This window comes from Allofournierella massiliensis (genome assembly GCF_004345265.1).
Classification (GTDB): Bacteria; Bacillota; Clostridia; order Oscillospirales; family Ruminococcaceae; genus Allofournierella; species Allofournierella massiliensis.
Genome location: NZ_SLUM01000026.1, coordinates 15,200 through 38,908 on the forward strand (window position 1 = coordinate 15,200; position 23,709 = coordinate 38,908).

General features: G+C 55.4%; 24 protein-coding genes, 1 tRNA gene and 1 pseudogene. 18 read left to right on the plus strand and 8 right to left on the minus strand.

The annotated features are described in order from the left end of the window. Window positions 1–32: 32 nt before the first annotated feature. Window positions 33–224, minus strand: coding sequence for a hypothetical protein (locus tag EDD77_RS13935; protein ID WP_132587418.1), 192 nt, complete (start codon window positions 222–224; stop codon window positions 33–35). Between the two features lie 58 nt (window positions 225–282). On the opposite strand from EDD77_RS13935, the gene EDD77_RS13940 reads away from it, so the two are divergent. The 10 genes and pseudogenes from EDD77_RS13940 to EDD77_RS13985 all read left to right on the plus strand — a co-directional run bounded on the left by EDD77_RS13940 (window position 283) and on the right by EDD77_RS13985 (window position 8,910). Then, the gene (locus EDD77_RS13940; RefSeq protein WP_058962599.1) at window positions 283–681 is read left to right on the plus strand and encodes a hypothetical protein; all 399 of its coding nucleotides are present in this window, start codon (window positions 283–285) and stop codon (window positions 679–681) included. A gap of 1 nt (window position 682) precedes the next feature. Then, window positions 683–1,861 carry a hypothetical protein gene (locus tag EDD77_RS13945; protein WP_132587419.1) on the plus strand — a complete coding sequence of 393 codons (1,179 nt, stop codon included), beginning with the start codon at window positions 683–685 and terminating at the stop codon, window positions 1,859–1,861. Between the two features lie 29 nt (window positions 1,862–1,890). Further along, complete coding sequence (locus tag EDD77_RS13950; protein WP_058962601.1) at window positions 1,891–2,304, plus strand: hypothetical protein; 414 nt, start codon at window positions 1,891–1,893, stop codon at window positions 2,302–2,304. A gap of 17 nt (window positions 2,305–2,321) precedes the next feature. Continuing rightward, window positions 2,322–2,579, plus strand: a complete 258-nt coding sequence (locus EDD77_RS13955; RefSeq protein WP_058962602.1) for an AbrB/MazE/SpoVT family DNA-binding domain-containing protein — start codon at window positions 2,322–2,324, stop codon at window positions 2,577–2,579. Beyond that, window positions 2,572–3,936 (plus strand): ImmA/IrrE family metallo-endopeptidase, encoded by a 1,365-nt coding sequence (locus tag EDD77_RS13960; RefSeq protein ID WP_058962603.1) that lies wholly within the window; start codon window positions 2,572–2,574, stop codon window positions 3,934–3,936. The genes EDD77_RS13955 and EDD77_RS13960 overlap by 8 nt, the downstream gene beginning before the upstream one ends. A gap of 67 nt (window positions 3,937–4,003) precedes the next feature. Continuing rightward, a complete protein-coding gene (locus EDD77_RS13965) occupies window positions 4,004–5,785 on the plus strand; it encodes a type IV secretory system conjugative DNA transfer family protein (protein WP_058962604.1) in 1,782 nt (593 codons plus the stop codon). Between the two features lie 357 nt (window positions 5,786–6,142). After that, window positions 6,143–6,295 (plus strand): annotated as a pseudogene (locus EDD77_RS18840) (helix-turn-helix domain-containing protein); the annotation flags it as partial. Between the two features lie 439 nt (window positions 6,296–6,734). Continuing rightward, on the plus strand, window positions 6,735–7,817 hold the full coding sequence (locus EDD77_RS13975; RefSeq protein WP_058962605.1) for a HipA domain-containing protein: 1,083 nt from the start codon (window positions 6,735–6,737) through the stop codon (window positions 7,815–7,817). Window positions 7,818–8,332: 515 nt separating this feature from the next. Then, the gene (locus tag EDD77_RS13980; RefSeq protein ID WP_058962606.1) at window positions 8,333–8,572 is read left to right on the plus strand and encodes an AbrB/MazE/SpoVT family DNA-binding domain-containing protein; all 240 of its coding nucleotides are present in this window, start codon (window positions 8,333–8,335) and stop codon (window positions 8,570–8,572) included. After that, window positions 8,566–8,910, plus strand: coding sequence for a type II toxin-antitoxin system PemK/MazF family toxin (locus EDD77_RS13985; protein ID WP_058962607.1), 345 nt, complete (start codon window positions 8,566–8,568; stop codon window positions 8,908–8,910). Before EDD77_RS13980 ends, EDD77_RS13985 begins: the two co-directional genes overlap by 7 nt. Before the next feature lie 281 nt (window positions 8,911–9,191). Here the strand turns inward: EDD77_RS13985 and EDD77_RS13990 are convergent, their stop codons facing one another. Next, entirely contained in the window at window positions 9,192–9,410 is a 219-nt protein-coding gene (locus EDD77_RS13990; protein WP_058962608.1) for a helix-turn-helix domain-containing protein, read from the minus strand. Window positions 9,411–9,666: 256 nt separating this feature from the next. On the opposite strand from EDD77_RS13990, the gene EDD77_RS13995 reads away from it, so the two are divergent. The 3 genes from EDD77_RS13995 to EDD77_RS14005 all read left to right on the plus strand — a co-directional run bounded on the left by EDD77_RS13995 (window position 9,667) and on the right by EDD77_RS14005 (window position 10,561). After that, window positions 9,667–9,867 carry a hypothetical protein gene (locus tag EDD77_RS13995; protein ID WP_132587420.1) on the plus strand — a complete coding sequence of 67 codons (201 nt, stop codon included), beginning with the start codon at window positions 9,667–9,669 and terminating at the stop codon, window positions 9,865–9,867. Window positions 9,868–10,076: 209 nt separating this feature from the next. Then, window positions 10,077–10,295, plus strand: coding sequence for a type II toxin-antitoxin system RelB family antitoxin (relB, locus tag EDD77_RS14000; RefSeq protein WP_058962610.1), 219 nt, complete (start codon window positions 10,077–10,079; stop codon window positions 10,293–10,295). Continuing rightward, on the plus strand, window positions 10,292–10,561 hold the full coding sequence (locus tag EDD77_RS14005) for a type II toxin-antitoxin system RelE family toxin (RefSeq protein ID WP_455577854.1): 270 nt from the start codon (window positions 10,292–10,294) through the stop codon (window positions 10,559–10,561). The genes relB and EDD77_RS14005 overlap by 4 nt, the downstream gene beginning before the upstream one ends. A 695-nt stretch (window positions 10,562–11,256) precedes the next feature. Here EDD77_RS14005 and EDD77_RS14010 read toward each other — a convergent pair. Next, a tRNA-Val gene (locus EDD77_RS14010) sits at window positions 11,257–11,333 on the minus strand. A gap of 217 nt (window positions 11,334–11,550) precedes the next feature. On the opposite strand from EDD77_RS14010, the gene EDD77_RS14015 reads away from it, so the two are divergent. Together EDD77_RS14015 and EDD77_RS14020 are read left to right on the plus strand one after the other, a co-directional pair. Continuing rightward, on the plus strand, window positions 11,551–13,032 hold the full coding sequence (locus EDD77_RS14015; RefSeq protein ID WP_058962611.1) for a DUF1846 domain-containing protein: 1,482 nt from the start codon (window positions 11,551–11,553) through the stop codon (window positions 13,030–13,032). 247 nt (window positions 13,033–13,279) lie between these two features. Beyond that, window positions 13,280–14,479, plus strand: a complete 1,200-nt coding sequence (locus EDD77_RS14020) for a coenzyme F420-0:L-glutamate ligase (protein ID WP_058962612.1) — start codon at window positions 13,280–13,282, stop codon at window positions 14,477–14,479. Between the two features lie 73 nt (window positions 14,480–14,552). Here the strand turns inward: EDD77_RS14020 and EDD77_RS14025 are convergent, their stop codons facing one another. The 5 genes from EDD77_RS14025 to EDD77_RS14045 all read right to left on the minus strand — a co-directional run bounded on the left by EDD77_RS14025 (window position 14,553) and on the right by EDD77_RS14045 (window position 20,953). Further along, window positions 14,553–14,972: a DUF2871 domain-containing protein gene (locus tag EDD77_RS14025; protein WP_058962613.1), complete on the minus strand. Its 420-nt coding sequence runs from the start codon at window positions 14,970–14,972 to the stop codon at window positions 14,553–14,555. A 104-nt stretch (window positions 14,973–15,076) separates the two neighbouring features. After that, window positions 15,077–15,637, minus strand: a complete 561-nt coding sequence (locus EDD77_RS14030; protein ID WP_058962614.1) for a TetR/AcrR family transcriptional regulator — start codon at window positions 15,635–15,637, stop codon at window positions 15,077–15,079. A 115-nt stretch (window positions 15,638–15,752) separates the two neighbouring features. Then, the gene (locus tag EDD77_RS14035) at window positions 15,753–17,144 is read right to left on the minus strand and encodes a Sapep family Mn(2+)-dependent dipeptidase (RefSeq protein WP_058962615.1); all 1,392 of its coding nucleotides are present in this window, start codon (window positions 17,142–17,144) and stop codon (window positions 15,753–15,755) included. Between the two features lie 172 nt (window positions 17,145–17,316). Beyond that, window positions 17,317–19,215 (minus strand): ABC transporter ATP-binding protein, encoded by a 1,899-nt coding sequence (locus EDD77_RS14040; protein WP_058962616.1) that lies wholly within the window; start codon window positions 19,213–19,215, stop codon window positions 17,317–17,319. Then, entirely contained in the window at window positions 19,208–20,953 is a 1,746-nt protein-coding gene (locus tag EDD77_RS14045; protein ID WP_058962617.1) for an ABC transporter ATP-binding protein, read from the minus strand. The genes EDD77_RS14040 and EDD77_RS14045 overlap by 8 nt, the downstream gene beginning before the upstream one ends. A gap of 341 nt (window positions 20,954–21,294) precedes the next feature. Between EDD77_RS14045 and EDD77_RS14050 the strand changes: the two genes are divergently transcribed. The 3 genes from EDD77_RS14050 to EDD77_RS18310 are packed head-to-tail and all read left to right on the plus strand — an operon-like array spanning window position 21,295 to window position 23,683. After that, window positions 21,295–22,272, plus strand: a complete 978-nt coding sequence (locus tag EDD77_RS14050; RefSeq protein WP_058962618.1) for a transglutaminase-like domain-containing protein — start codon at window positions 21,295–21,297, stop codon at window positions 22,270–22,272. Window positions 22,273–22,286: 14 nt separating this feature from the next. Beyond that, window positions 22,287–23,330 carry a type II secretion system F family protein gene (locus EDD77_RS14055; RefSeq protein ID WP_058962619.1) on the plus strand — a complete coding sequence of 348 codons (1,044 nt, stop codon included), beginning with the start codon at window positions 22,287–22,289 and terminating at the stop codon, window positions 23,328–23,330. 23 nt (window positions 23,331–23,353) lie between these two features. Beyond that, window positions 23,354–23,683 (plus strand): hypothetical protein, encoded by a 330-nt coding sequence (locus EDD77_RS18310; protein WP_058962620.1) that lies wholly within the window; start codon window positions 23,354–23,356, stop codon window positions 23,681–23,683. Window positions 23,684–23,709: the final 26 nt, after the last annotated feature.

Consider the following 23,709-nt stretch of genomic DNA (forward strand, 5'->3'; position numbering starts at 1 on the left):
CCATATATTTCCCCAGCTTTGGCCCATATTGGTCAAAATCCTGCAAACCGGCCTGTCATGCGGGTTTGCAGGATTTTCTCCAATCGGACACCCAGCTTTTTTTGAAAAAGCTGTTCAATTCCCATACCAAAACCCATATTCAAAACCAGACTAAAAGCGGCCCGCACTGCGGGTCCGCTGTAACGGATATGGGATTTTTCCCATATCCCTTTATCCTGCATCACTCCCCCATCAGGGGAATTCGTGGGGCCGCAGCCCCTCCGATTTTGAAAGGAGTCGTGTATGCCTGAGAAAAACACCATCAAAAAAACCTGGGACATTGACCTCCCCACCTACACCATGATTGAACAGATTGCCACTGAACGCAACTGCTCTGTGACCGCAATCGCTAATGAAGCTCTGCGCTATTACAATGACCGCTATTACCTGGAGCATAAAGCAACAATGCTTCCCAACGATATTCTGGAGGCCATGCGCAGCACTGTCTCTTTACTGGAGCATCGGTTGGACAATCGAGCCAACCAGCTGCTTTCCAGCATGGCCATCCAGATGTTTATCGTCAATAAACTTCTTGCCGATAATTTGGAGATTTCCCCTGATGGGCTGGAGCTTTACCGCCAGCAGGCCGTGGAATTTCTGAAAGCAAATAATCGGCTGCTCAATCTGAAGGATGTAATTTAACATGCCTCGCGCTTTTTTTAAGTCTCAGTTTTTCAAATCTCAGAACCATGTATTAAATCACCTGGCTTATCTCCATGCACAATCCCCTCTGTTCTCCGGCACCAGTAATATCCCCCTGGAAACAGCGCAGCAGATGGTTTCCACTTTTGACAAGCCTTGTAAGTGGTGGTTTGTTTTCAGTCTGAATCGTACCGATGCCGACCGGCTTCAGATTGACCGGGGATATTTCCAGCAGCTTTTGGAATCCCAGAAAGGGATCTGGGCTAAAGCCTACAACATTCCTTCTGAACGACTCCACATCTACGCCAGCTACCACGATCTTGACCATCATCCCCATGTTCATGTGGTACTGCATGGTGAGCGTCCTTCTGATGGGTTCATCCACTGTCCTGTAGGAACCGAATTGGGCGAAGCCTTTAAGCACTGCCGCCAAACGGTGAAAAGTGCAATTGCAAATGAGATTTTCCGAACAGACAGCGAAAACCTGAAGAAAGACCGCAGCCAGCAGCGGCAGGAACTGAACAAAGAACTCGAAAAACTTCTTCTGGAAATCGGCCGAAGCACACACCCCGTCCATCCGGACATCCAGGTGGCTATAAGGCAGCTCTCCACACAGCTGGCTACGCTCCCAGGCAAACATGTGTATGGCTATCTTCCCGCCGATCTGAAGCTTCAGGTGGACAATCTGCTGGAAGAAGTCATAAAAAAGGATGCCCAGCTGGCTGGTATGTTTGAAACATATAAAACAACACATCGCGCCATGATTGACTACTTGTATGTGGACAGTCCAATCACACTGGATCAAAAAATGGCCGACTGGGAAAACAAGTTTTTTCATCCGGTCAAAGGGGATGATACCCGCCGCCACAATATCATCCTTCAGGCAGCGGAATCCTACTTTATTCCTGAGGCTCGCGCTTCAGCGGGCGAACAGAACAAAGAAAGAAGCCCATTATCCCCTCCCCGTTCAACATCGTCAAGTGAACCCACTACCCCATATCATCACAAATCGTCACAAGCTGCCATACGTTCCATGCTGTACTCCATCGCAAGGTCATTGCACCAGGATATGCAACACCAAACCAACCCAAAAATCACACAAGTAAAATCCAGGCTAAAGAAAAAACGAATCCACCATCAAACTATCGAAGAGCGGCGTGAGCAAAGTCATGACCGTTGATTGAACAAAACAAAGAAAGAAGGGCTTTTATGGAAACCAAATTTTTGACTATGAGATATTACCTGGAACCGACCCTGATTGGTGAAGACTCCGTGGGCTCGTTTTGGGCGGTTGATGCAGTTTCCCCCTCTGCTTTTTCTCCTGGCTTTGGCGATGATTTTGAAGCTACACGCCCCCTGACCGCTGCCGAAGTCGCCACTCTTCAGATTCTCCAGACCATGGAGCAAAAACAGCCGGGACTTAGAGTCTATGGCCCGTCTGAAGACAACCTCTACATTATCGGCCACAGTGTCCAGCGGCAGCTCTTTTGCGAAGCCAGCTCTGAGTTTATTCAGGGAATGAGCGACACTGAAATCACTCTTCTGAGTGACCTGCCGGGCAACACTACACTGGATATGCCTCTGGTCATCACTCGGATTGACGGCCAGCTGATTGTATATTGACGAAAGGAACCGTTGCTATGAACGCACCGAAAATCAAACTGCTTGTGGATTCTCTTGGCCGTGTCGTAATTCCAAAAGCGGTACGATCTGCTTTTGACATTCCAACGCCCGGCGAAGTGGAACTTGAAGTTAGCGGCACTGAAATGACATTACGCAAATCTTCCACTGCCTGTGCAATCTGTGGGAGTGTGTCTAACCTGAACTATGAAACCGAAGGTAAGCTGATTTGCTCCAGCTGCTTCGAGAAACTGAAGGAGGTTTCTCCCCATGAATGATACGCAAAAAGTCCAGCCTGGCGACCTCATCTATTCTGGAGCATCGGTAGCCCTGCCCAACATTCCTGGCTCAGGGCGTATGTTTGTTGTTGTGGAAACAGATAGCCAAGGCAATGCCACCGTGTTACCCGTTTCGTCTGTAAGGCGTGCAGTCTCTGAATCCACCTACCTGGTGGAGAAGAATCAAGTCGAAGGACGCAGCATGAAAAATTTGATTGTGTCCCTTGATGTAGAAGTTCACATGTCTGCCAAATGGCCTATGCTGCGGCAGCCAATGCACCTTACCTCTGAAGCTGTAACCCACCTCCTGGAAGCTCGTACAGGGTACAAAGAGCAACATGATGTCACGCTTATTCACACCGATCAGCCGGTAGGCTTTGAAAAAGAGCTGTTTGAGCAAGTAGACGAGTTGTATACGAATTTCAAAAATGACCCTCAACAATTCCTTGACTATCTGGCGTTTTCCTCGAAATTTTATGAGTATTCCGCAAGAAATCAGGCTCTGATTTATCGACAGAATCCTCATGCCACTTTTGTCGCCAGCCGTCAAGGCTGGGATAAGCTGAAATACTCCATACGCCCAGAGCATATAAACCGCTATCTTATCCTCTTCCGGCCAGAAGAGCGTACATACTTTGAACGCGATGGCCATCTGATTACTATCAGCAAAGCAACCGCTGAAGAGCGTTTGAAAATTGCCTCTGGCGAACTGGAGGTAATCCACAAGACCAAATTTGTGGAGATGAAAGCCTATGACATATCACAAACCACTTGTCCGATTGAGGATTATCCCAAAATATACAGTAAAGGCCAGGCTGATCCTGCGCACGATCAGCTATACCTTGCCGTAAAAAGAACAGCCGAATTATCCGGCATCCAGGTTATGGTGGAAGATGTGTCGAGTATCGCCTTGGGTGGTTACTACAATAGGGCCAAAGACCTTATCGTTATCAGTGACAAAGAAAACGATACACGCAAGGCACTTGTAATGCTTCACGAATATTCTCACGCCCTGCTTCATAACACATCAGCTCCCAGTCTTCCCCGTGAAGTCAAAGAATTTGAGGCGCAGACCTTGGCTGTTCGACTGATGCAGCATTATGGTTTCCCGCTCCCACATAATGAGCAGGAATATATTGTTTCTTACCTTACAGTAGCCTGCCAAAATCCCGCTTTCAAGATGGATGAATCCCTGAATCGACTTGCCAAGCAATTCATCTATGCCAAAGATCGCATCACCGCCCAGCTCAATGAGATCGCTCCGCAGCAACCTGAACCGGCGCAGCAAACTCAGCGCCAGTCAAAAAATCTTCCCCGTACCGCAGAGATTTCCGAAAATTTTCTAATGAACCTGTAAAGGGGGTCGGTATATTCAGCTCAGATGCTTCCCCACGAACATTTAAACATCAGAAAAGGAAACCCACATGAAAATCCGAAGATTATTACTGCGTTCACTGGTTGCGATTTTTCTGTTTGTACTTCTTATTTTTGTTCTCCGCGTCATTCCCAGCACTCACCGTCCTATGTTTCTTCTACTACTTTTCATCGGTATCGGAATTCTGCTCCTGGCCTGGCTTGCGCTACGGACGCCACCAATCAATGTAAAGGACAGTACAGCCGGAAATGGCCAGCACGGAAAGGCTCGGTGGGCCAACGAAACAGAGAAAAAAGAGACCTATTTATTCGTCGGGAAAGGCCGGGAACAGACTCCAGGCTTTGTATACGGCTTTGAAGGGAACCAGTGGCAGGTAGATGCTTCAGACCACAACACCTGTCTCCTGGCCCCTCCTGGCGCAGGCAAGACCCGGCGTATTATCATTCCAACAATTCGATATAATGCAGCCGTTAATCGCAATACCAGCGGTCATGGGCCGAGCCTGCTTATTATGGACTGCAAAGGCGAGCTGTATCGAGAAACCGCTGCCGACCTTCAGCAATCCGGCTACCGCACTCCTACACTTGATCTGCGTAACATCCTACTGTCCAGTCGATACAACCTTTTGAACAATGTCAATATAGCCATTGACCGGTACAAAGCCAGCAATGACCGAATGGAGCGGGCTATGCAATACGGCAAAGCTGAACGATATGCAAAGCAGCTTGCAAACCAGCTGATCGACAGCAGCACAGAGGTCAAATCTGACAGCGGAGACTATTTCAACGAAACGGCGCGAGGTCTTCTGATTGGCATTATCCTTATGGTATCTGAATACGCTCCAGCCCGTGCCAGGCATATCATCAGTGTATTTAATCTGATCCTAGAATTGAATGGACAATCCGAAAATGGTGGTATGCTCATGGGGCCTCAGAAAAACAAGCTGGATGAATTACTGGAGTTCATTGAGAACAAGCGAATCCGCTATTACTCCGGGCCTGCTACCGGCGCAGATATGAGAACATCCATGAATATCTTCAGCTCTGCCCTGGGCAAGCTGGTCAAATTCATCGATGCTGAACTGGAGCAGGTTTTGTGCGGTCACGACGATGCTTTTGACAGCCGCCGCTTTGCAGAACAGCCAACGGCTATTTTTCTTATCAGCCCGGACGAGAATCCCACCCGTCACTTCATGTCCAGCCTGTTGACCCGCAGTCTGATGGATGATGTGATCGAGCTTGCCGAGAAAGAGTATTCCGGCAAGTTGCCCCGTCCCGTCCTACTGCTCCTGGACGAGTTCGGCCAGCAACCCCCCATCCAAAACTATGATGCCTTGTCCGCAGCCATCCGAAGTCGTGGAGGTCGGCTCCTGATCGCCCTGCAGGACTTCGGACAACTCGAAAAGCACTACAATAAAACAATCAGCCGAATCATCGAAGGAACCAATCAGACACTGATTACATCCTTTGTTTCGCCTGCCGCACTCCAGACAGCCGAGCAGCTGTCTAAAATACTGGGGCAGGAAACAATTCTGACCGGCTCAAACAGCCGCCAGCAGGGCAAAAGCAGCTCCACACGCAGCCTGGTTGGCCGGGCGCTTATGTCTGTAAGCGATTTGATTACAATGCCCGCTGGGGAGTTCATCATCATCAAGGGTGGTCAGCACCCCTTAAAAATCAAGCCCCCTGGTTGTTGGGCTTATCTTCCCTCGCTGCCAGAACCAGCGCGATCGGAGCTGGAATACGAAAACATCCTTGTGACTGACTCAGCCAGCATCCGAGCAAGAACAGGGGCGATGTCCTATGATCTATCCCCTGGAATGTTTGATTAAAAGTCCAAAGCGGGAGGTGCATAAGGCACCTCCCGCTTTTTGAAGGAGAATACTATGTTTGCCAAAATTCCCGTTGCACTGTTTGGGTACGATCTTTCCCCCAGTGCCTACAAAGTATACTGCGCGATTTCCTGCTGTACCGCTGCGGATGGTCGGGCCTCTGTGCGCATGGGCCGTCTGGCCCAGATTTGCAATCTGTCCCGCACCACTGTGGATCGCTGCATCCGCGAGCTGATTGCTTTGGAACTGATTGAGAAGAAAAACCAGTATAAAACCGATGGCACTTATCGAGCCTGCCTGTATCAGCTGTCTCGCCTGGATGGCCGATGGATCGCCGTCCCCTGCAACAGCTTCACCATGCAGCTTCCCGCATCTGCCTTTGTGGTTTACGCTGCCATGCTCTCCTTCCGGGGAAAGAACGGCAGGGCCTTCCCTTCGATCCGCCGCCTTGGTATCATGGTCGGCTTGGCCTGCGGGACGATCTGTACAGCACTGAAAACACTTATTCTGGCCGGTCTGTTACGCAAGGCCCGCCGGTGGACAGGAAAGCACAACCTTTATCTTGTCGCCCTCTTTGAAAAAAAGGCAAAAAGAACGGGCGCTCCGGCCTGTACTACCCGGAACGCCCAAATCATACCCTTGTCGAACGCCACATTCGACACTTTCATTGTATCCCCTATGTTGATGAAAGTCAAGTGGCAAACTGGACTGGGTATTTGTTTGATATGGGTGTGTCAAAATCTGTACAATAAGCCTATACCCACCCAGCTTACGAAACAAAAGAAAGAGTTATCCAAACCAATAGCTGAGAGTAAACCAATAGAATGTGACTCACTGCGGGCACTTCGGCTGGCCCGCTCACCCGCGCCCTTTTTCTTTTTTGTTCCGTCAAAAAATGCAGCAGCGTTCTGTCGGGTGTGGTATACTAATCAGAAAAGGAGTGACTGCCATGAGTCTGCAATTCGACGGGTACTTAATGAGCCGCGATCTCCCGGTTGCGCAATTTTCCCTGGGCAAATGCAATCCACTGCGCGAAGAGCTGCTGCCCTTTCATTTCGCAAACCACGGTACGCTGGAAGAATGGCTTCAGCGCCGGGCGATGGACTGTCACAGCCGAACAAACGCACGGCTGCTGCGCCGGGCACTGCGCATAGAGGATAACGGCGCGGAATGGCTCTCCTTTCGCGTGGAAGGAGCCACGATCACGGACACCTACTGGCTCAAAGCAGAAGGCAGCTCTCTCACCTATCGGGACATCTGTTTCCAGGAAAACGCTTATTGGGAATTCGCACTAAATGGCCCCAGTGTCAATGATTTCAGCGGCCCGGTGAGCCGAACCCCGGAGCTGACCAACACCGGCAGCTTCGAAAAATGCTGGAAAAAGGAGCCGGATGGCTGGTGGCTGTATAAGCATGGAAAACCAGAAAACATCTTCTCTGAGCTGATGGCCTATTCGCTGGGAAACCGGCTTGGCTTTTGTATGGCACATTACGAATTTGTAGATGAACAGACGATCCGTACCAGAGATTTCACTGCCGGAGCCACTGTAAATTTTGAAACGGCGAGAGGTCTGGGCCTGCGCTCCGACCAGCACATCGACAACTACCAGCGGCTTGCTCAAATTTCTCCCAGACTGGCAATGGAGTATGCACAGATGGTGACGCTGGATGCACTGATTTACAATGCAGACCGACACGCCGACAATTTCGGCATTTTACGGGATGTGAACACAGGATCGATTCTGTCCTTGGCCCCGAATTATGATAATAACCTATCCCTGCTGGCTCTTGGTATTCCGAATCGAGAATCAGGTTCAGACTTTCTTCGTGACTGGCAGAACCTGATTCTGTTTTACCGGGTTCCGCTCTCCCTCCCCCCACTGGCTCCAGGCGAAATTGCCGCGCTGGCAGAAGTGATTCCCTGCAAGGTGGATAAGCAGACTGCCATTGACTTTCTGCAATATCGCTACCAGTGGATGCAGCAATCTCTTGATCGGGCAAGGCAGCTCTGGAACCCGCTCATTGAACCATAACGAAGCAGGTACGACCGCTGCCCGGGCCGCTGCTCAGATGCTGCTTTCTTCAGGTACGACCATCGGTCGTACCCCCGGCAGACCACTGCCCGAGCCGCTGCTCAGATGCTGCTCTCCGCAGGTACGACCATCGGTCGTACCCCTGGAAGACCACTGCCCGGGCTCCCGCTCAGATGCCGCTTTCCGCAGGTACGACCATCGGTCGTACCCCCGGCAAACCTCTGCCCGGGCTGCTGCTCAGATGCTGCTTTCCGCAGGTACGACCATCGGTCGTACCCCCGGCAGACCACTGCCCGGGCCGCTGCTTAGATGCTGCTCTCCACAGGTACGACCATCGGTCGTACCCCCGGCAGACCACTGCCCGGGCTACCGCTCAGATGCTGCTCTCCACAGGTACGACCATCGGTCGTACCCCCGGCAGACCACTGCCCGGGCCGCTGCTTAGATGCCGCTTTCCGCAGGTACGACCATCGGTCGTACCTGTTTTTATTCCCCTCATCGAAAGGAGTCTTATTATGACAACCCACATTGGAAAATGGGAAAATGATCCTGCAATCAAAATTCCCAAAGAACTACTAGCCGCTCTCCATTGGCACGAAGGCGCAGAACTCAACATCTATGTTGAAGGCGGAAAGATTATCCTGGAGCCGTCAAAATGCGGAAAAACCATAGGAGAATTATTTGAAGATTATGAGGGCGATTATGTGCCCAAAGAAATTGACTGGGGCCAGCCCACTGGAGACGAATTATGGTAACACAAGGTAGTATCATCAAAATCAATTTTTGCCCTCAGGTGGGATGCGAAACAGCCGGTTATCGACCGGCTGTTGTTATCAGTAACGAGATTTTCAATCAGAAAAGCCGCCTATCCATCGTTTGTCCCATTACAAACACCGTAAACAACTTCCCGCTACACATTCCTCTGGATGACCGAACAAAAACAACAGGCGTGATTATGTGCGAACATGTGAAATCACTGGATTTGCGCAAGCGCACCTACCATGTAGTAGAGCAGCTACCTGATGATATTTTAAGGCAGGTCATCAGTGTGGTATCTGCGGAAATTGCCTGGGGGTATGGGTTGGATCGGTAACTCTGCCTTTAGTAACACTCGCCCCGAAAAGTAATTATAATCAGGGTCAGTATTACAAAGGAGGTACGAGGTCATGTTCATTGATCGACTGTTGCTGCTGGCAAATGCGATTATCTTGGCAATCCAAATTATGCGGGCATAATTGCGAACTCTGAAGCAGGGGGTACGACCATCGGTCGTACCCCCTGCTTCTTTTTTTTGCGCTCTTAAATCCGCTGCGGATTGTCATTTGTCTTGCGGTGGCAAGCCGCTTTTCGTTCATGTGAATCAGATACACATTTTTATATAATCGGTTCACCACTTGCTTTATCAACGAATACAATTTTCAATTCCGCATCAAGAGCTTCTGCCACTCTTTCTAATTCGGACACCTTAAATGTGTTACGTTTGTACTTGTTATTCATATTCTGTGGGGTTTGACCCGTCCGGCGGGCAAGTTCTGCCTCGGTGATCCCGCCACGCTTCACACAGCAAAGTTTTATGTATTCTCTTACATCCATTTACATAAGCCTCCTTTTCTTCATTATATAACAAACTTTATATAATGTCAAATTAAAAGTTTATTATATATAAAATATTTTATAAAAAAGCGTTGACAAGATATAAAAAAACGTGTATAATATAGATGTAATCAAGAAAACCATAAGGTTCATACCTGTTGGAGTGTGGAATTCAGCCGGGGCCCACCTAGAGAGGAGCCGCCCACTAGGCGAAGGAACGAATATCAAACATTTACACAAAATGGAGGCAACCACTATGACATCTGCCATTAAAATCGCAATCGACTCCAAAATCACTGAACTCGGACGCAAAGGGTGTAAAAACTTCATCATGGAAACCGGTTATTATCCTGAAATCGGTGGCCTTTTTGACAAGGATTATCGCCGAGCAGTCCGGTCGGTTCTCGCTGCCGAGCATTGGGAAGACCTCACAAATCTGTTTCTTGACTGGAACTGATTTACACAGCCCACCCGGGCGGGCCGGTGCCCGGGAGATTGAACGGCTGATTCCAGTCCTTTTTCTTTGTTTTGTAAACCCATAGAACTGCATTCCAGGCCGATTTCTCAGGTACTACCATCGGTCGTACCTCTCCCCTTTCCCCCTAATACCCTTGACATCCCAAGGAAAACGTAGTACAATGTATTACAGAAAGAGAGGTGCACAATATGAGCTTTTCAATTAGACTGAACGCACAGGAAAAAGCTCTTGCCGAAAGCTATGCCCGTCTTCATTCTTTGTCGTTGGGTGAGGCTTTTAAGCAGGCTCTTTTCGAGCGGATCGAAGATGAATATGATATTGCCATTGCTGACGAAGCATACCATGAGTATCTGAAAAATCCAAAGACATATACTCATAGCGAAGCAAGGGAGCTTCTGGATCTATGATGCGTTATCAAGTGGTGTATTCGGAAAGAGCGATTAAAGAACTCAAAAAAATGGATCGTTACACTCGTCAGCTGATTTTTTCGTGGATCAGCAAAAATCTTGATGGTTGTGAAAATCCAAGGAGCCACGGAAAAGCATTGACAGCAAACCGCAGTGGCCAATGGCGGTATCGCATTGGCGATTACCGGCTGATCTGTCAAATCCAAGATCAGGAACTGATTATTTTAGCCCTCTCCGTTGGCCACCGACGCGAGGTTTACCAATAATCAAAAAAGGTACGACCGATGGTCGTACCCCTCTACCTATCCGCTATTATTTCACCCTATTTTCGGTCAAGAAAAAGTATTGCATTGGTAAAAATAGGGTGTTATAATTAGAGTGTTACCAAATAAAAAAGAAAACCCCCACAGTCATTTACTCAGTTCGCAGCTGAGTAAATGACATGCGCCAGTAGCTGTCGCCAAACAGCGGACTGACTTGTGAGAGCCATTCTTCACCATGTATAATAGCATGGATTTTAATAGAATGTCAACCTTGCGAAGTTACGCCCTTGCTGTTTTGCCCTGCCCGGCTTACAGTTGGGGCGTATCTTCTTTTTTGTTTTGTATACAAGCACCTTGAAAATTTAGCGTAGTTTTCATTCCACACTGCAAAACGGCCTGAAAACTGCCAAATAATGCTGTAAATGATAAATGGAGAAATGCTCCATTGGGGTTGGGTGAAATTCCCTGCTCCGGGTGGATATGTGTTGACCAATGCTTCTGGTCACTGAACTGCAACAGGTTCCGCAAACAATCCGCAACTCAAAGCCCTTGTAGGCTCCTGGCGTGAACCAGGTCGAGGCAAAGCAGCAAGGCAGCTGCTCCCATTTACGGTACACTCCTAACCCTCAACCTTTTTTAACAATAAAAGGCTAGCCAATGCGCTGCATCCCTGCAACGCATTGGCCTGCACTTTTATATGGTGGAGAATTAGGGACTCGAACCCCAGACTTCCTGCGTGTGATGCAGGCACTCTAACCAGCTGAGCTAATCCTCCGCGACGAAAGTTATTATATCACCCTGCAGAGATAAAGTCAATGGATTTCGGGGAAATTTTTTCAATTATTTTTGCTCCCCGCACCCCTGTTTTTATTGCATTCAGCGCGGGTGCATGGTATCATTTTTTAGTTGAGGACATCATCATAACAAGGATGGGCCTGCCGGGCTTTCCGGCGGCCATATCAGGCGTGCACGCGCTGAGAAGGAGGCTATTTATGCAGATCGGATTCGATAACAACCTTTATATCCAAAAGCAGACCGAGAACATTCTCGCCCGGATCGAAAAGTTTCAGGGCAAGCTGTATCTGGAGTTCGGCGGCAAGCTGTTCGACGACTACCATGCCGCTCGTGTGCTGCCCGGCTTCGATGTGAACGGCAAGATCCGGCTGCTGCACGAGCTGCGCGACAAGGCCGAGATCATCTTCTGCATCAGTGCGGGCGACATTGAAAAGACCAAGATGCGCGCCGACTTGGGCATCAGCTACGACATGGAGGTGCTGCGCCTGATCGACGACATCACCGCCATGGACATTGAAGTGAACAGCGTGGTCATCACCCAGTACACCGGCCAGCGCGCTGCCGATGCCTTCGCCAAGAAGCTCACCAGCCGCGGCGTGAAGAACTACATCCATCGCCCCATCGAGGGCTATCCTCTGGCTGTGGACTACATCTGCAGCGACGAGGGCTACGGTTCCAACCCCTATGTGGAAACCACCAAGCCTCTGGTGGTGGTCACCGCCCCCGGCCCCGGCAGCGGCAAGCTGGCCACCTGCCTGAGCCAGGTTTATCATGAGTACAAGCGCGGCGTGATGGCCGGCTACGCCAAATTCGAGACCTTCCCCATCTGGAACATTCCCCTGAAGCACCCGGTCAACCTGGCCTACGAGGCTGCCACCGCCGACCTGGATGACGTGAACATGATCGACCCCTTCCATCTGGAAGCCTACGGCAAGACCACCGTCAACTACAACCGGGACGTGGAAGCCTTCCCCATCGTACAGAACATTCTGGGCCGCATCACCGGCGACAAGGAATTCTACCGCAGCCCCACCGACATGGGCGTGAACATGGCCGGCTACGCCATCTTTGACGACGAGGTAGTGCGCAAGGCCGCCACCGAGGAAATCTTCCGCCGCTATTACACTGCTGCCTGCGATGTGAAGCAGGGCAAGGCCACCGAGGCCAGCCTGCACAAGATCGAGAACATCATGCAGCAGCTGGATGTGAACGCCGAAAGCCGCGCTGTGGTGGCTCCCGCTCTGGCCAAGATGCGCCAGACCGAGCAGCCCGCCGCCGCCATCGAGCTGCCGGACGGCCGCATCGTAACCGGCAAGGCCAGCGACCTGATGAGCGCCTGCAGCGCCACCGTACTGAACAGTCTGAAGGCCCTCACCGGCATTCAGGATTCCGTGCTGCTGATCCGTCCCGAGGTGCTGGAGCCCATCCTGCGGCTGAAGATCGACTACCTGGGCAGCCGCTCCAGCGTGCTGAAGGTGGACGACGTGCTGACCGGTCTGGCAGTGAGCGCCGCCACCGAGCCTGTGGCCGCCAAGGCCATGGCCGCCCTGCCCCTGCTGCGGGACTGCGACATGCACTCCACCCAGATGCTCCACTCCGGCGACCAGGGCACCCTGCGCAAGCTGGGCCTGCGCATCACCATGGAGCCCAAGTACCCCGGCAAGGATCTGTTCTTCTGATTTCATAAACAACGCACAGCGCACCCCCGAAGCATCCGCTCCGGGGGTGCGTTTTGTTTTCCACACATTGGCTCCTTTTGTGTGGAAAATTTCTCTCTATGCCCGTTATTCCGGCGCCGCCGCGCACCCTTTTTGCCCCAAAACATTTACAAGCCCCGGCCCGGCCCGTATAATGAAAGAGGAATTCCCGCGCACAGGCGCCCGCGCCCTGCGCGCCGAAACGAAATGCAAGAAGGAGACAGCTTTTATGGAACGTTTGGTTGGCACTGTATCCCGGGGCATCCGCGCCCCGATCATCCGTCAGGGCGACGACCTGGCCCACATCGTGGTGGACTCGGTTCTGTCCGCCGCAAACAGCGAGGGCTTCTGCCTGCGCGACCGGGACGTAATCGCCGTAACCGAGGCCGTGGTGGCCCGCAGTCAGGGCAACTATGCTTCGGTGGAGAACATCGCCCAGGATGTGAAGGAGAAATTCGGCGGCGGCACGCTGGGCGTGATTTTCCCCATCCTGAGCCGCAACCGCTTTGCCATCTGCCTGAAGGGCATCGCCGCCGGCTGCAAAAAAGTGGTACTGATGCTCAGCTATCCCTCCGACGAGGTGGGCAACCATCTGATCAGCGAGGATGAGCTGGACGCCTCCGGCGTGAACCCCTGGAGCGACGTGCTCAGCGAAGAGCGCTACCGGGAGCTGTTCGGCTACAAAAAGCACACCTTCACCGGTGTGGATTATGTGGAGTACTACCGCAGCGTGATCGAGGAGGCGGGCGCCGAGGCAGAGATCATCTTCGCCAACAATCCCCGCGCCATTCTGGATTACACCAAAAATGTACTCAACTGCGACATTCACACCCGCAAGCGCACCAAGCGGCTGCTGCTTGCCGCCGGTGCCGAGAAGGTACTCAGCCTGGATGAACTGATGACTGCCCCCGTGAATGGCAGCGGCTACAACGATTCCTACGGCCTGCTGGGCTCCAACAAGGCCACCGAGGAGACCGTGAAGCTATTCCCCATCCACTGCCAGGAGCTGGTGGACGACATCCAGCAGCGGATTCTGGACGCCACCGGCAAGCACGTTGAGGTAATGGTCTACGGCGACGGCGCCTTCAAGGATCCCATGGGCAAGATCTGGGAGCTGGCCGACCCCGTGGTCTCCCCCGGCTACACCGCCGGCCTGGAGGGCACTCCCAACGAGCTGAAGCTGAAGTATCTGGCTGACAACGACTTCGCCAACCTCTCCGGCCAGGAGCTGAAGGATGCCATCTCTCAGGCCATCCGCGAGAAGGACGAGAAGGCCGAAAGCCTGACCGGCAACATGGCCAGCCAGGGCACCACCCCCCGCCGCCTGACCGACCTGATCGGCAGCCTGTGCGATCTGACCAGCGGCAGCGGCGACAAGGGCACCCCCATCATTCTGGTGCAGGGCTACTTCGACAACTACACCAAGTAATTTTTCCGCGCACACAGCAAAACGGGCGGTTCCGAAGCCTTTCGGAACCGCCCGCTTTTTCTCTTTGTTTTTCTTATTCTTCAGTCTTGGCCACGGCCTTCAGCGCCAGAAACAGCATCACGATGGACACGCCCATCAGAATATGGCCAATGCCCGCAATACCGCTGATGGCAGCGTCCGCCCCGCTGCTCAGCGGGGTACCCAGCACCTGCACAACACCCCGCACCGTGAACATCACGGTCATGAAGGGCAGCGCCACGTTATAGAGGCCGTAAAAACGGCGGAACATGGGCTGAGCGGTCAGGCTGGTGGTCTTGGCGAAGAGCGCCAAGACCAAAAACAGCACCGTGCCCAGTGCAAACAGGTGCAGATGGTTCACCGCCAGTGTGGTCTTGCCGGTAAAGCCGTTCCACTTGGTGAATTCCCGATAGAACACGCCGAAGGCCATGGAGGCGATGGCGTAGCCAAACGCGGTATTGATGAGTTTTTTCATAGGGGTTTCCTCTTTCCGGGCCATTGGCCCATTTTATTTGAACATCGTTCAGATTTTATTACAAAGCAGCGCCGCTCCCGCCGGGGGCGGCGCCGCGTTTTGGCTTATGCGTACAGCACCCGCCGGATCACCGCCAGCAGGGTTGCGCAGTCGGTCTCCTCCCGGGCAAGGCCGGCCATCAGACTGGAGAACACAAAGGCCACGAACTGTTCCCGGTCAAGGTCCGCTCCGAAGGCATCCGGCCGAACCTTTTCGTCCCGCTCCAGCACCTGCTCCAGGCTGGCACGCATGTGACCGAAGGCTTCTTCCATGGCCTGCCGGGCCTTTTTCCGGTCCTGGGCGGCAAAGCCGCTCATGTGGGCCCGCAGAAAGTCCGGATATTCCGCCGCTCCGGTGCGGATGCTGGCAAACAGCCATTCCACACAGGCGCAGAAATCCCCGCTCTGGGTGCAGCTGCCCGCATCGTGAAAGATGCCCCGCCAGATGTCCTGTACCGTGGCGGTAACCAGCTCCGCCTTGCTGGGGAAATAGTTGTACACCGAGCCCACCGCCACGTTGGCGGCGGCAGCCACCGCCCGCATGTTCAGCGCGGCCAGTCCCTGGCCGGCGGCAATGCTCTTGCTGGCGGCCAGCAGCTCCTCGCGGGATGTGATCACTTTATTCATGGCGCTCCTGCCTTTCATTTTGAACACTGTTCATCATACAGGTTTTTCCCCGCCTTGTCAAGCAAAAAGCCGGGGCGGCGTTTTCACCGCCCCGGCCGCAAGGCTGTTTTCCGGGTTACAGCTCAATGCTCTCCAGCTTGAGGATCGCCAGAATGTAAATCTTGAGCGCCTGCATCAGCTGGGCGATGTTGGCCGCCTCGTTGGCGCCGTGCATGGGGCCGCCGAACTCGGGCAGCACGGTATCCAGCCGCTCGGGGCCAAAGCTCACCGCCTTGGGGAAGTGGCGGGCGTAGGTGCCGCCGCCCATGGTGAAGGGCTTGGCATCCTCGCCGGTGACCTCGTTGTAGGTTTCAATCAGGGCCTGAATGGGCGCGGCGTCGGCGCTGATGTAGAAGGGCACCCGCCAGGTGGCCTCTTCCACGGTGGCGCAGCCCTCGGAGGCAGCCTCCAGCCGGGCCTTGATCTCCTCGCCGGTGATGCTGGTGGGGAAACGGCTGTCCACATCCTGCCACAGGCGGCCGTCCTTCAGCTCGATCATGCCGCCGATGATGGTCAGCGGGTCGAAGGCGTCGTCGCTGGCGGCGATGCCCACGCCGCTGCCGTCGGTGTTGCTGTGCAGCTTGCGCAGATAGGTCAGGAACTCCTCCTCATCGGCGGTGACCAGATGATTGTCCAGCAGGTAATTTACAATCAGGCCGATGGCGTTCACGGTGTTCTGGGGCATGGCCGCATGGCCGCCCTTGCCCCAGCCGCGGATGCGCACCGCGCCGTTCTCCTCTTCCAGCGTGATGCCCTCACGCTCGCTCAGGGAAGCGAAGTCCGCCTTTACCAGGCAGGAAGCCCGATCCGGCACCACGTTGTGGGCCACGCCGCCGGTGAACTCCAGAATGTTGCCGTTCTCCAGCTTCTTGGAAACCAGATAGCCGTTGAAGCCGCCCTTCTCACCGTTGCATACCGGGAACTCGGCGTCCGGGGAGAAGCAGAAATCCGGGGCGGGGTAGTTCTTCAGATAGTACTCCACGTCCTCCATGCCGGTCTCCTCGTTGGCGCCCAGCAGCGCACGTACGCCGTACTTCAGGGGCACATTATGCTCCTTGAGGAACTTCAGCGCATACAGGCACAGCACGCTGGGGCCCTTGTCGTCGGCCACACCGCGGCCGATGATCCAGCCGTCCCGCACCTGCATGTCGAAGGGATCGGCGGTCCAGCCGTTGCCCTGAGGCACCACATCCAGATGGGTGATGGTGGCAATCTGCTTGTCGGTCTCACCGGGCAGCTCGGCCCAGCCCATGTAGCCTTCGCAGTTGTTGGTGGACAGGCCCATCTCAGCGGCCATCTTCAGTGCTTCGTCCAGCGCAGCGGCGGGGCCGGCGCCAAAGGGCTTGCCCGGCTCCGGGGTACCCTCCACACTGTTGATGTCCACCAGGCGCTTGATGTCGCGCACAACGTTTTCTTCATTGGCGGCCACGAATGCATCCACCGCGGCACGCAGTTCCTTTGTGATCATAGCTTTTATCTCCTTCCCTCCGCAGCACCGCCGGCAGGGCGGCCATGCAGTGAGTCATTTCTTACTCGATATTATACCACGATTCTGGAATTTGAAAAGCCGCCGGGCCACAAAAAGGGAGCCGCCCCGGCTCTTGCGGGGCAGCTCCCTTCGATTGTTCGGGATTACGGGGTTATTCCAGCTCGAACGCGCCGGTGTACAGCTGGTAGTACTTGCCCTTCTGGGCGATCAGCTGCTCGTGGTTGCCGCGCTCGATGATGCGGCCCTGCTCCAGCACCATGATCACATCGGCGTTCTTTACGGTGGAAAGCCGGTGGGCGATCACGAATACGGTACGGCCGGTCATCAGGGCGTCCATGCCCCGCTGCACAATGGCCTCGGTGCGGGTGTCGATGCTGCTGGTGGCCTCGTCCATGATCATAACCGGCGGGTCTGCCACCGCGGCCCGGGCGATGGCCAGCAGCTGCCGCTGGCCCTGAGACAGGTTCGCGCCGTTGCTGGTGAGCATGGTGTTATAACCCTCCGGCAGGCGGGTGATAAAGTCATGGGCGCCCGCCAGCAGGGCGGCAGCCTTGCACTCCTCATCGGAGGCATCCAGATTGCCGTAGCGGATATTGTCCATCACAGTGCCGGTAAACAGGTTGGTGTCCTGCAGCACGATGCCCATGCTGCGGCGCAGGTCGGCCTTTTTGATCTTGTTGATGTTGATGCCGTCGTAGCGGATCTTGCCGTCCGCAATGTCGTAGAACCGGTTGATCAGGTTGGTGATGGTGGTCTTGCCCGCGCCGGTAGCGCCCACAAAGGCCACCTTCTGGCCCGCCTCGGCATACAGGGTCACGTCGTGCAGCACGGTCTTGTTCGGGGTGTAGCCGAAGTCCACGTCGAACAGGCGCACATCGCCCCGCAGACGGGTGTAGGTGACGGTGCCGTCGCTGTGGGGATGCTTCCAGGCCCACACGTTGGTGCGCTCGGCGCACTCGGAGAGGCTGCCGTCCGCGTTTTCCTTCGCGTTCACCAGCGTCACATAACCGTTGTCCTCCTCGGGCTTTTCATCCAGCAGGGTGAAGATACGCTGGGCGCCCGCCAGGCCCATGACCACCGCGTTGATCTGCTGGGACACCTGCATGATGCTGCCAGCGAACTGCTTGGTCATGTTCAAAAAGGGCACCACGATGCTGATGCTCAGTGCCAGGCCGGAAATGCTCACATTGGGTACGCCGGCCATGAGCAGGAAGCCGCCGGCCACAGCCACGATCACATAGATCACATTGCCCATGTTGTTCAGGATGGGGCCCAGAATGTTGGCAAACTTGTTGGCGCTTTCCGAAGCGGCGAACAGGGCGTCGTTGCGCTTGTCGAAGTCGGCCTTGGCCTCTTCCTCATGGCAGAACACCTTGACCACCTTCTGGCCGTTCATCATCTCTTCCACGTAGCCTTCCATGGCGCCGATGGCCTCCTGCTGGCGCAGGAAGAAGCGGGCGGAGTTGCCGCCCACCTTTTTGGTCAGCCAGGCCATGACCGCCACACCGGCCACCACCACAAGGGTCATCCACAGGCTGTAGTACAGCATGATGCAGGTCACGCTGGTCATGGTAACCAGGGTAATGGTGATCTGGGGGAAGCTCTGGGAAACCAGCTGCCGCAGGGTATCGATATCATTGGTGTAGTAGCTCATGATATCGCCGTGGTTGTTGGTGTCGAAGTAGCGGATGGGCAGATCCTGCATACCGCTGAACATCTTGACCCGCAGCTTTTTCAGAAAGCCCTGGGTGATGATGGCCATCATCCGGGTATATGTAAAGGCGGAGATGAGCGCCAGCAGATACATGACCACCAGAACGCTCACCAGACCCATGATCTGGCCGGAGGCCGCGGCCCAGTCGCCGCTCTGCCAGTTGGCCTCGATCACCGCAATGACCTTCTGCATGAATACCGAGGGGATGGAGCTGATGATGGCGCTGAACAGAATGCAGCACACCACCACCGGCATCATGACCGGATAGAAGGAAAACAGCGTTTTAAAAATGCGCAGCAGGGTGCCCTGCTTGCTGATCGTCGGGTTGTTATGCATTCTCCTGCCCTCCTGCCTTGTTCTGCGAGGTATAGACCTCACGATAGATTTCGCTGGTCTCGAGCAGCTCCTTGTGGGTACCGATGGCGCTGATGGCGCCGCCGTCCAGCACCAGAATGCGGTCCGCATCCTCCACCGAGGAGGTGCGCTGGGCAATGATGATCTTGGTGGTCTCGGGGATGAATTCCCGGAAGGCCTTGCGGATCAGGGCATCGGTCTTGGTGTCCACCGCGCTGGTGGAGTCGTCCAGAATCAGGATTTTCGGCTTTTTCAGAAGAGCCCGGGCAATGCACAGCCGCTGCTTCTGGCCGCCGGACACGTTGGAGCCGCCCTGCTCGATGTAGGTGTCGTATTTTTCGGGGAAGCGCTGGATGAACTCATCCGCCTGTGCCAGGCGGCAGGCCTCCTCCAGCTCGGCGTCGGTGGCATTCTTGTTGCCCCAGCGCAGGTTTTCCTTGATGGTACCGCTGAACAGCACGTTCTTCTGCAGCACCACAGCCACCTGGTTGCGCAGCGCCTCCAGGTCGTAGTCCCGCACGTCGTGGCCGCCCACCTTCACGCAGCCCTCGGTGGCGTCGTACAGGCGGCTGACCAGCTGGATTAGCGAGGACTTGGAAGAACCGGTGCCGCCGATGATACCGATGGTCTCGCCGCTTTTGATGTGCAGATCAATGTCGGTCAGGGCCATGCGCTCCGCATGCTCGGAGTAGCGGAAGCTCACATGGTCAAAGTCGATGGAGCCGTCTGCCACTTCGGTGAGGCCGTTCTCGGGGCTTTTCAGGGTGCTCTCCTCCTGAATGACCTCCAGAATACGGTGGGCCGACTCGCTGGCCATGGTAATCATCACAAACACCATGGAGAACATCATCAGGCTGCTCAGAATCTGGAAGCTGTAGGTCAGCAGAGCAGAGAACTGGCCCACGTCCAGCGCAAGGCCCCGGGTGGTGATGATGGTGTAGGACCCGAAGGACAGCACGAAGATCATTACCACATACAGGCTGAACTGCATCAGAGGGTTGTTGAAGGCCAGAATCTTTTCCGCCTGGGTGAAGTCCCGGCACACATCCTCGGCCGCGGCGGCGAACTTCTTCTTCTCGTAGTCCTCCCGCACATAGGACTTGACCACCCGCATGCCCTGCACGTTTTCCTGAATGGAATTGTTCAGCGCGTCGTACTTTTTAAACACCCGCTTGAACAGGGGCATTACGGTGCGGATGACGCAGAACAGGCCGATGCCCAGAATGGGGGCCACCAGCAAAAAGATCTGCGCCATGCGCCCGCCCATCACAAAGGCCATGGTGAACGAGAAGATCAGCATCAGCGGGCAGCGGATGGCGGCACGCACGATCATCATGTAGGCCATCTGCACGTTGGTGATGTCGGTGGTCAGACGGGTGACCAGAGACGAGGTGGAAAATTTGTCGATGTTCTGGAAGGAATAGTCCTGAATTCTGTAGAACATATCCTTGCGCAGGTTGCGGGCAAAGCCGCAGGAAGCGGTGGCCGCATACTTGCCCGCCAGCACGCCGAAAAACAGCGAAAGGGCGGCCATGGCCAGCAGCACCGCACCGTACTGCAGAATGGTACCGAAGCTGCAGCCTGCCTTGATCTGGTTTACCAGCTGGGCGATCACAAAGGGAATAATGCATTCCATCAGCACCTCAAGGGACACAAAGATCGGCGCCTTGATGGACACGCCCTTGTATTCCCGGATGGATCGCGCGAGTTGTTTGTACATACCTTTTTTCACTCCTCCTGTTCCTTTTCCCAAAGGCGGCTTATGCCGCCCCCCGCCCATTGCTTGCGCGCGCAAACAGTGTGCGGGCGATAAAAAGAGCGCAAGTCCAGGCCGCTGCCGGGCTTACGCTTTTGGCTTACTTGCCCTTATTATACCTACTATAATAGGAGACTGTCAACAGAAAATCCGCGGGCTTTTATGAAATTTCGCCAATTTGCACTGGATTTTTTCTCTTTTTTGCACTATTGTCCACCCCGGCAGGCCCTGCCGCTCTTTACAATCCCAAACTGTATTTTTATAATAAGACTAAACGTTTTTTTTTGCAAAAGGAGGGGTGCCGCTTGAAGCTGCCCAAACGCTGCCGGCTGGCTGCCGCGGCACTGGCGCTGACGCTGTGCGCGGGCTGCGGCTCCGCGCCGCCATCCCAGCAGATCGAGAGCATTGCCCAGAACGCGGCCCCCAGCGCCGCTGCCCCCGTCCAGTCCGAGGGCGGCGGATTTGTGGCCCCCGAGCCGCTGACCGCCACCTTTGATGAAGCCGCCGCCCAGACCGACAACGACGTTCTGTGGGACACCAGCCATCTTGCCCAGGGTTATGTGGCAGTGCGTACCAGTCAGCCGGGCAAGATCAAATTCCTGCTCACCTATCAGGGCGACACCGGCGGCGTACCCAGCCAGTATTCCTATCTGATGCCTGCGGACGGCTCGCCCGCCATCATCCCGCTGCAGTTGGGCAGCGGGGATTACGAACTGGCGGTCTGCCAGAACATTTCCGGCGACAAATACGCCTACCTGAGCCGCCAGACCGTGACCGCCGCGCTGGAGGACGACTTCGCACCCTTTTTGCGGCCCAGCATCTATATCCCCTACACGCCGGACTCGGCCTGTGTGGCCAAGGCCTCCGAGCTCACCGCCGGCGCAGCCGACACGGTGGACGCGGTGGGCCGCATCTACGATTACATTGTAACGAACATCGACTACGACACCCCCAAGGCCGAGAGCATCGGCACCGATTACTACCCCGACCCGGACGAGACCCTTGCCACCGGCAAGGGCATCTGCGTGGACTACGCGGCGCTGGCCGCCGCCATGCTGCGCAGTCAGGGCATTCCCACCAAGCTGATCACCGGCTATGTGGCCCCGAACGATCTGTACCACGCATGGAACATGATCTGGCTGGAGGAAACCGGCTGGATCACCGTGGAATTCGAGGTGAAGCCCGGGGTCTGGAACCGGGTGGACACCACCTTCGCCGCCGGGGGCGCCGGCAGCCAGTACATTGGCGACGGCAGCAACTACACCGATTTCCGCACCTACTGAGGGAGGCAGACACAATGGCAAAGAATGAACTGAACAGCCTGGCTGTGAGCGCGTTTTGTGAATCCATGGCCATGATGCTGGAGGCCGGCATCCAGCCGGACGAGGCCGCGGCCCTGCTTGCGGAGGACAGCGGCGCCGGCCAGCTGCAGCAGGCGGCCCGCTCCATGCAGAAATCCCTGCTGCTGGGCGAGAGCCTTTCCCAGGCAGCCAAGACCTGCGGCATGTTCCCGGACTACGCGGTGCGCATGATTGCCGCGGGCGAGGTGAGCGGCCGCACCGACGGCGTACTGCGCAGCCTGGCCCGGCACTATGCCAGCCAGGACCAGCTGCAGAAAAAACTGAAAAGCGCGGTGTTCTACCCCGGCGTGCTGCTGGGGCTTACCGCTGTGATTCTGGCGGTGCTGGTGGCCAAGGTGCTGCCGGTGTTCACCGGCGTATACCAGAGCCTGGCCGGAAGCCTGGCCGGCTCCTCCTACGGCTACATCCGCTTTGCCTATGTGGTGGGCTGGGCCGCGCTGGCGGTTACCCTGCTGCTGGCCGCCGCGCTGGCAGCCGGGCTGATCCTCAGCCGCAGCACATCCGGCGCCCACCGGCTGGCCCGGATGTTTGAGGTGGTGCCCTTCACCGCCTCCGCCGCCCGCAAGCTGGCGGTGGCCCGGCTGGCCAGCGCCCTTTCCCTGTTCCTTGCCAGCGGCGTGGACGCGGACACCGCCCTCACCGCCGCCAGCGACATGGTGGAGCATCAGGGGCTGCGCGCCCAGCTGCAGGCCTGCCATGAGGAAATGCAGAAGGGCAAGGGTCTTTCCACCGCGCTGTTCGAGCAGAAGGTATTCGAGCCGCTGTATGGCCGCATGCTCATCAGCGGCGCCCGCAGCGGCCAGGCCGACACGGTGCTGGCCCGGCTGAGCCAGCTGTTCACCCAGGATGCGCAGGCCGCCATGGATGCGCTGATCGATTCCATCGAGCCCATTCTGGCCGCCTTCCTCACGCTGGCGGTAGGCGTGACCCTGCTGGCCGTGATGCTGCCGCTCATCGGCATTCTGGGCTCCATCGGCTGAACCATACATAGGGAGGGGTTTGGATGTATCACATCAAGCGGGTGCTTTCCCTGCGCGCCCGGCTGATTACCGCCGCCGTGCTGCTGGCGGTGCTGGTGCTGGCCGCGCTGGGCCTGATGCTGGGTTCCCGGCAGGTGGGCCGCGATCTGGACACTGCCAGCGCCCAGGCGCTGCGGCAGGCGGTGCTGCAGGCCGCAGTGCAGTGCTACGCGGTGGAGGGCAGCTACCCCGCCAGCCTGGATTATCTGGAAGAAAACTACGGCCTGTTGGTAAACCACGACCGTTTTATCGTTACCTACGAGGCCTTTGCCTCCAACCTGATGCCCCAGGTAAACGTGCTGGAACGGGCCTGAAGCGCCCGGGAAAGGAGAGTTGAGGG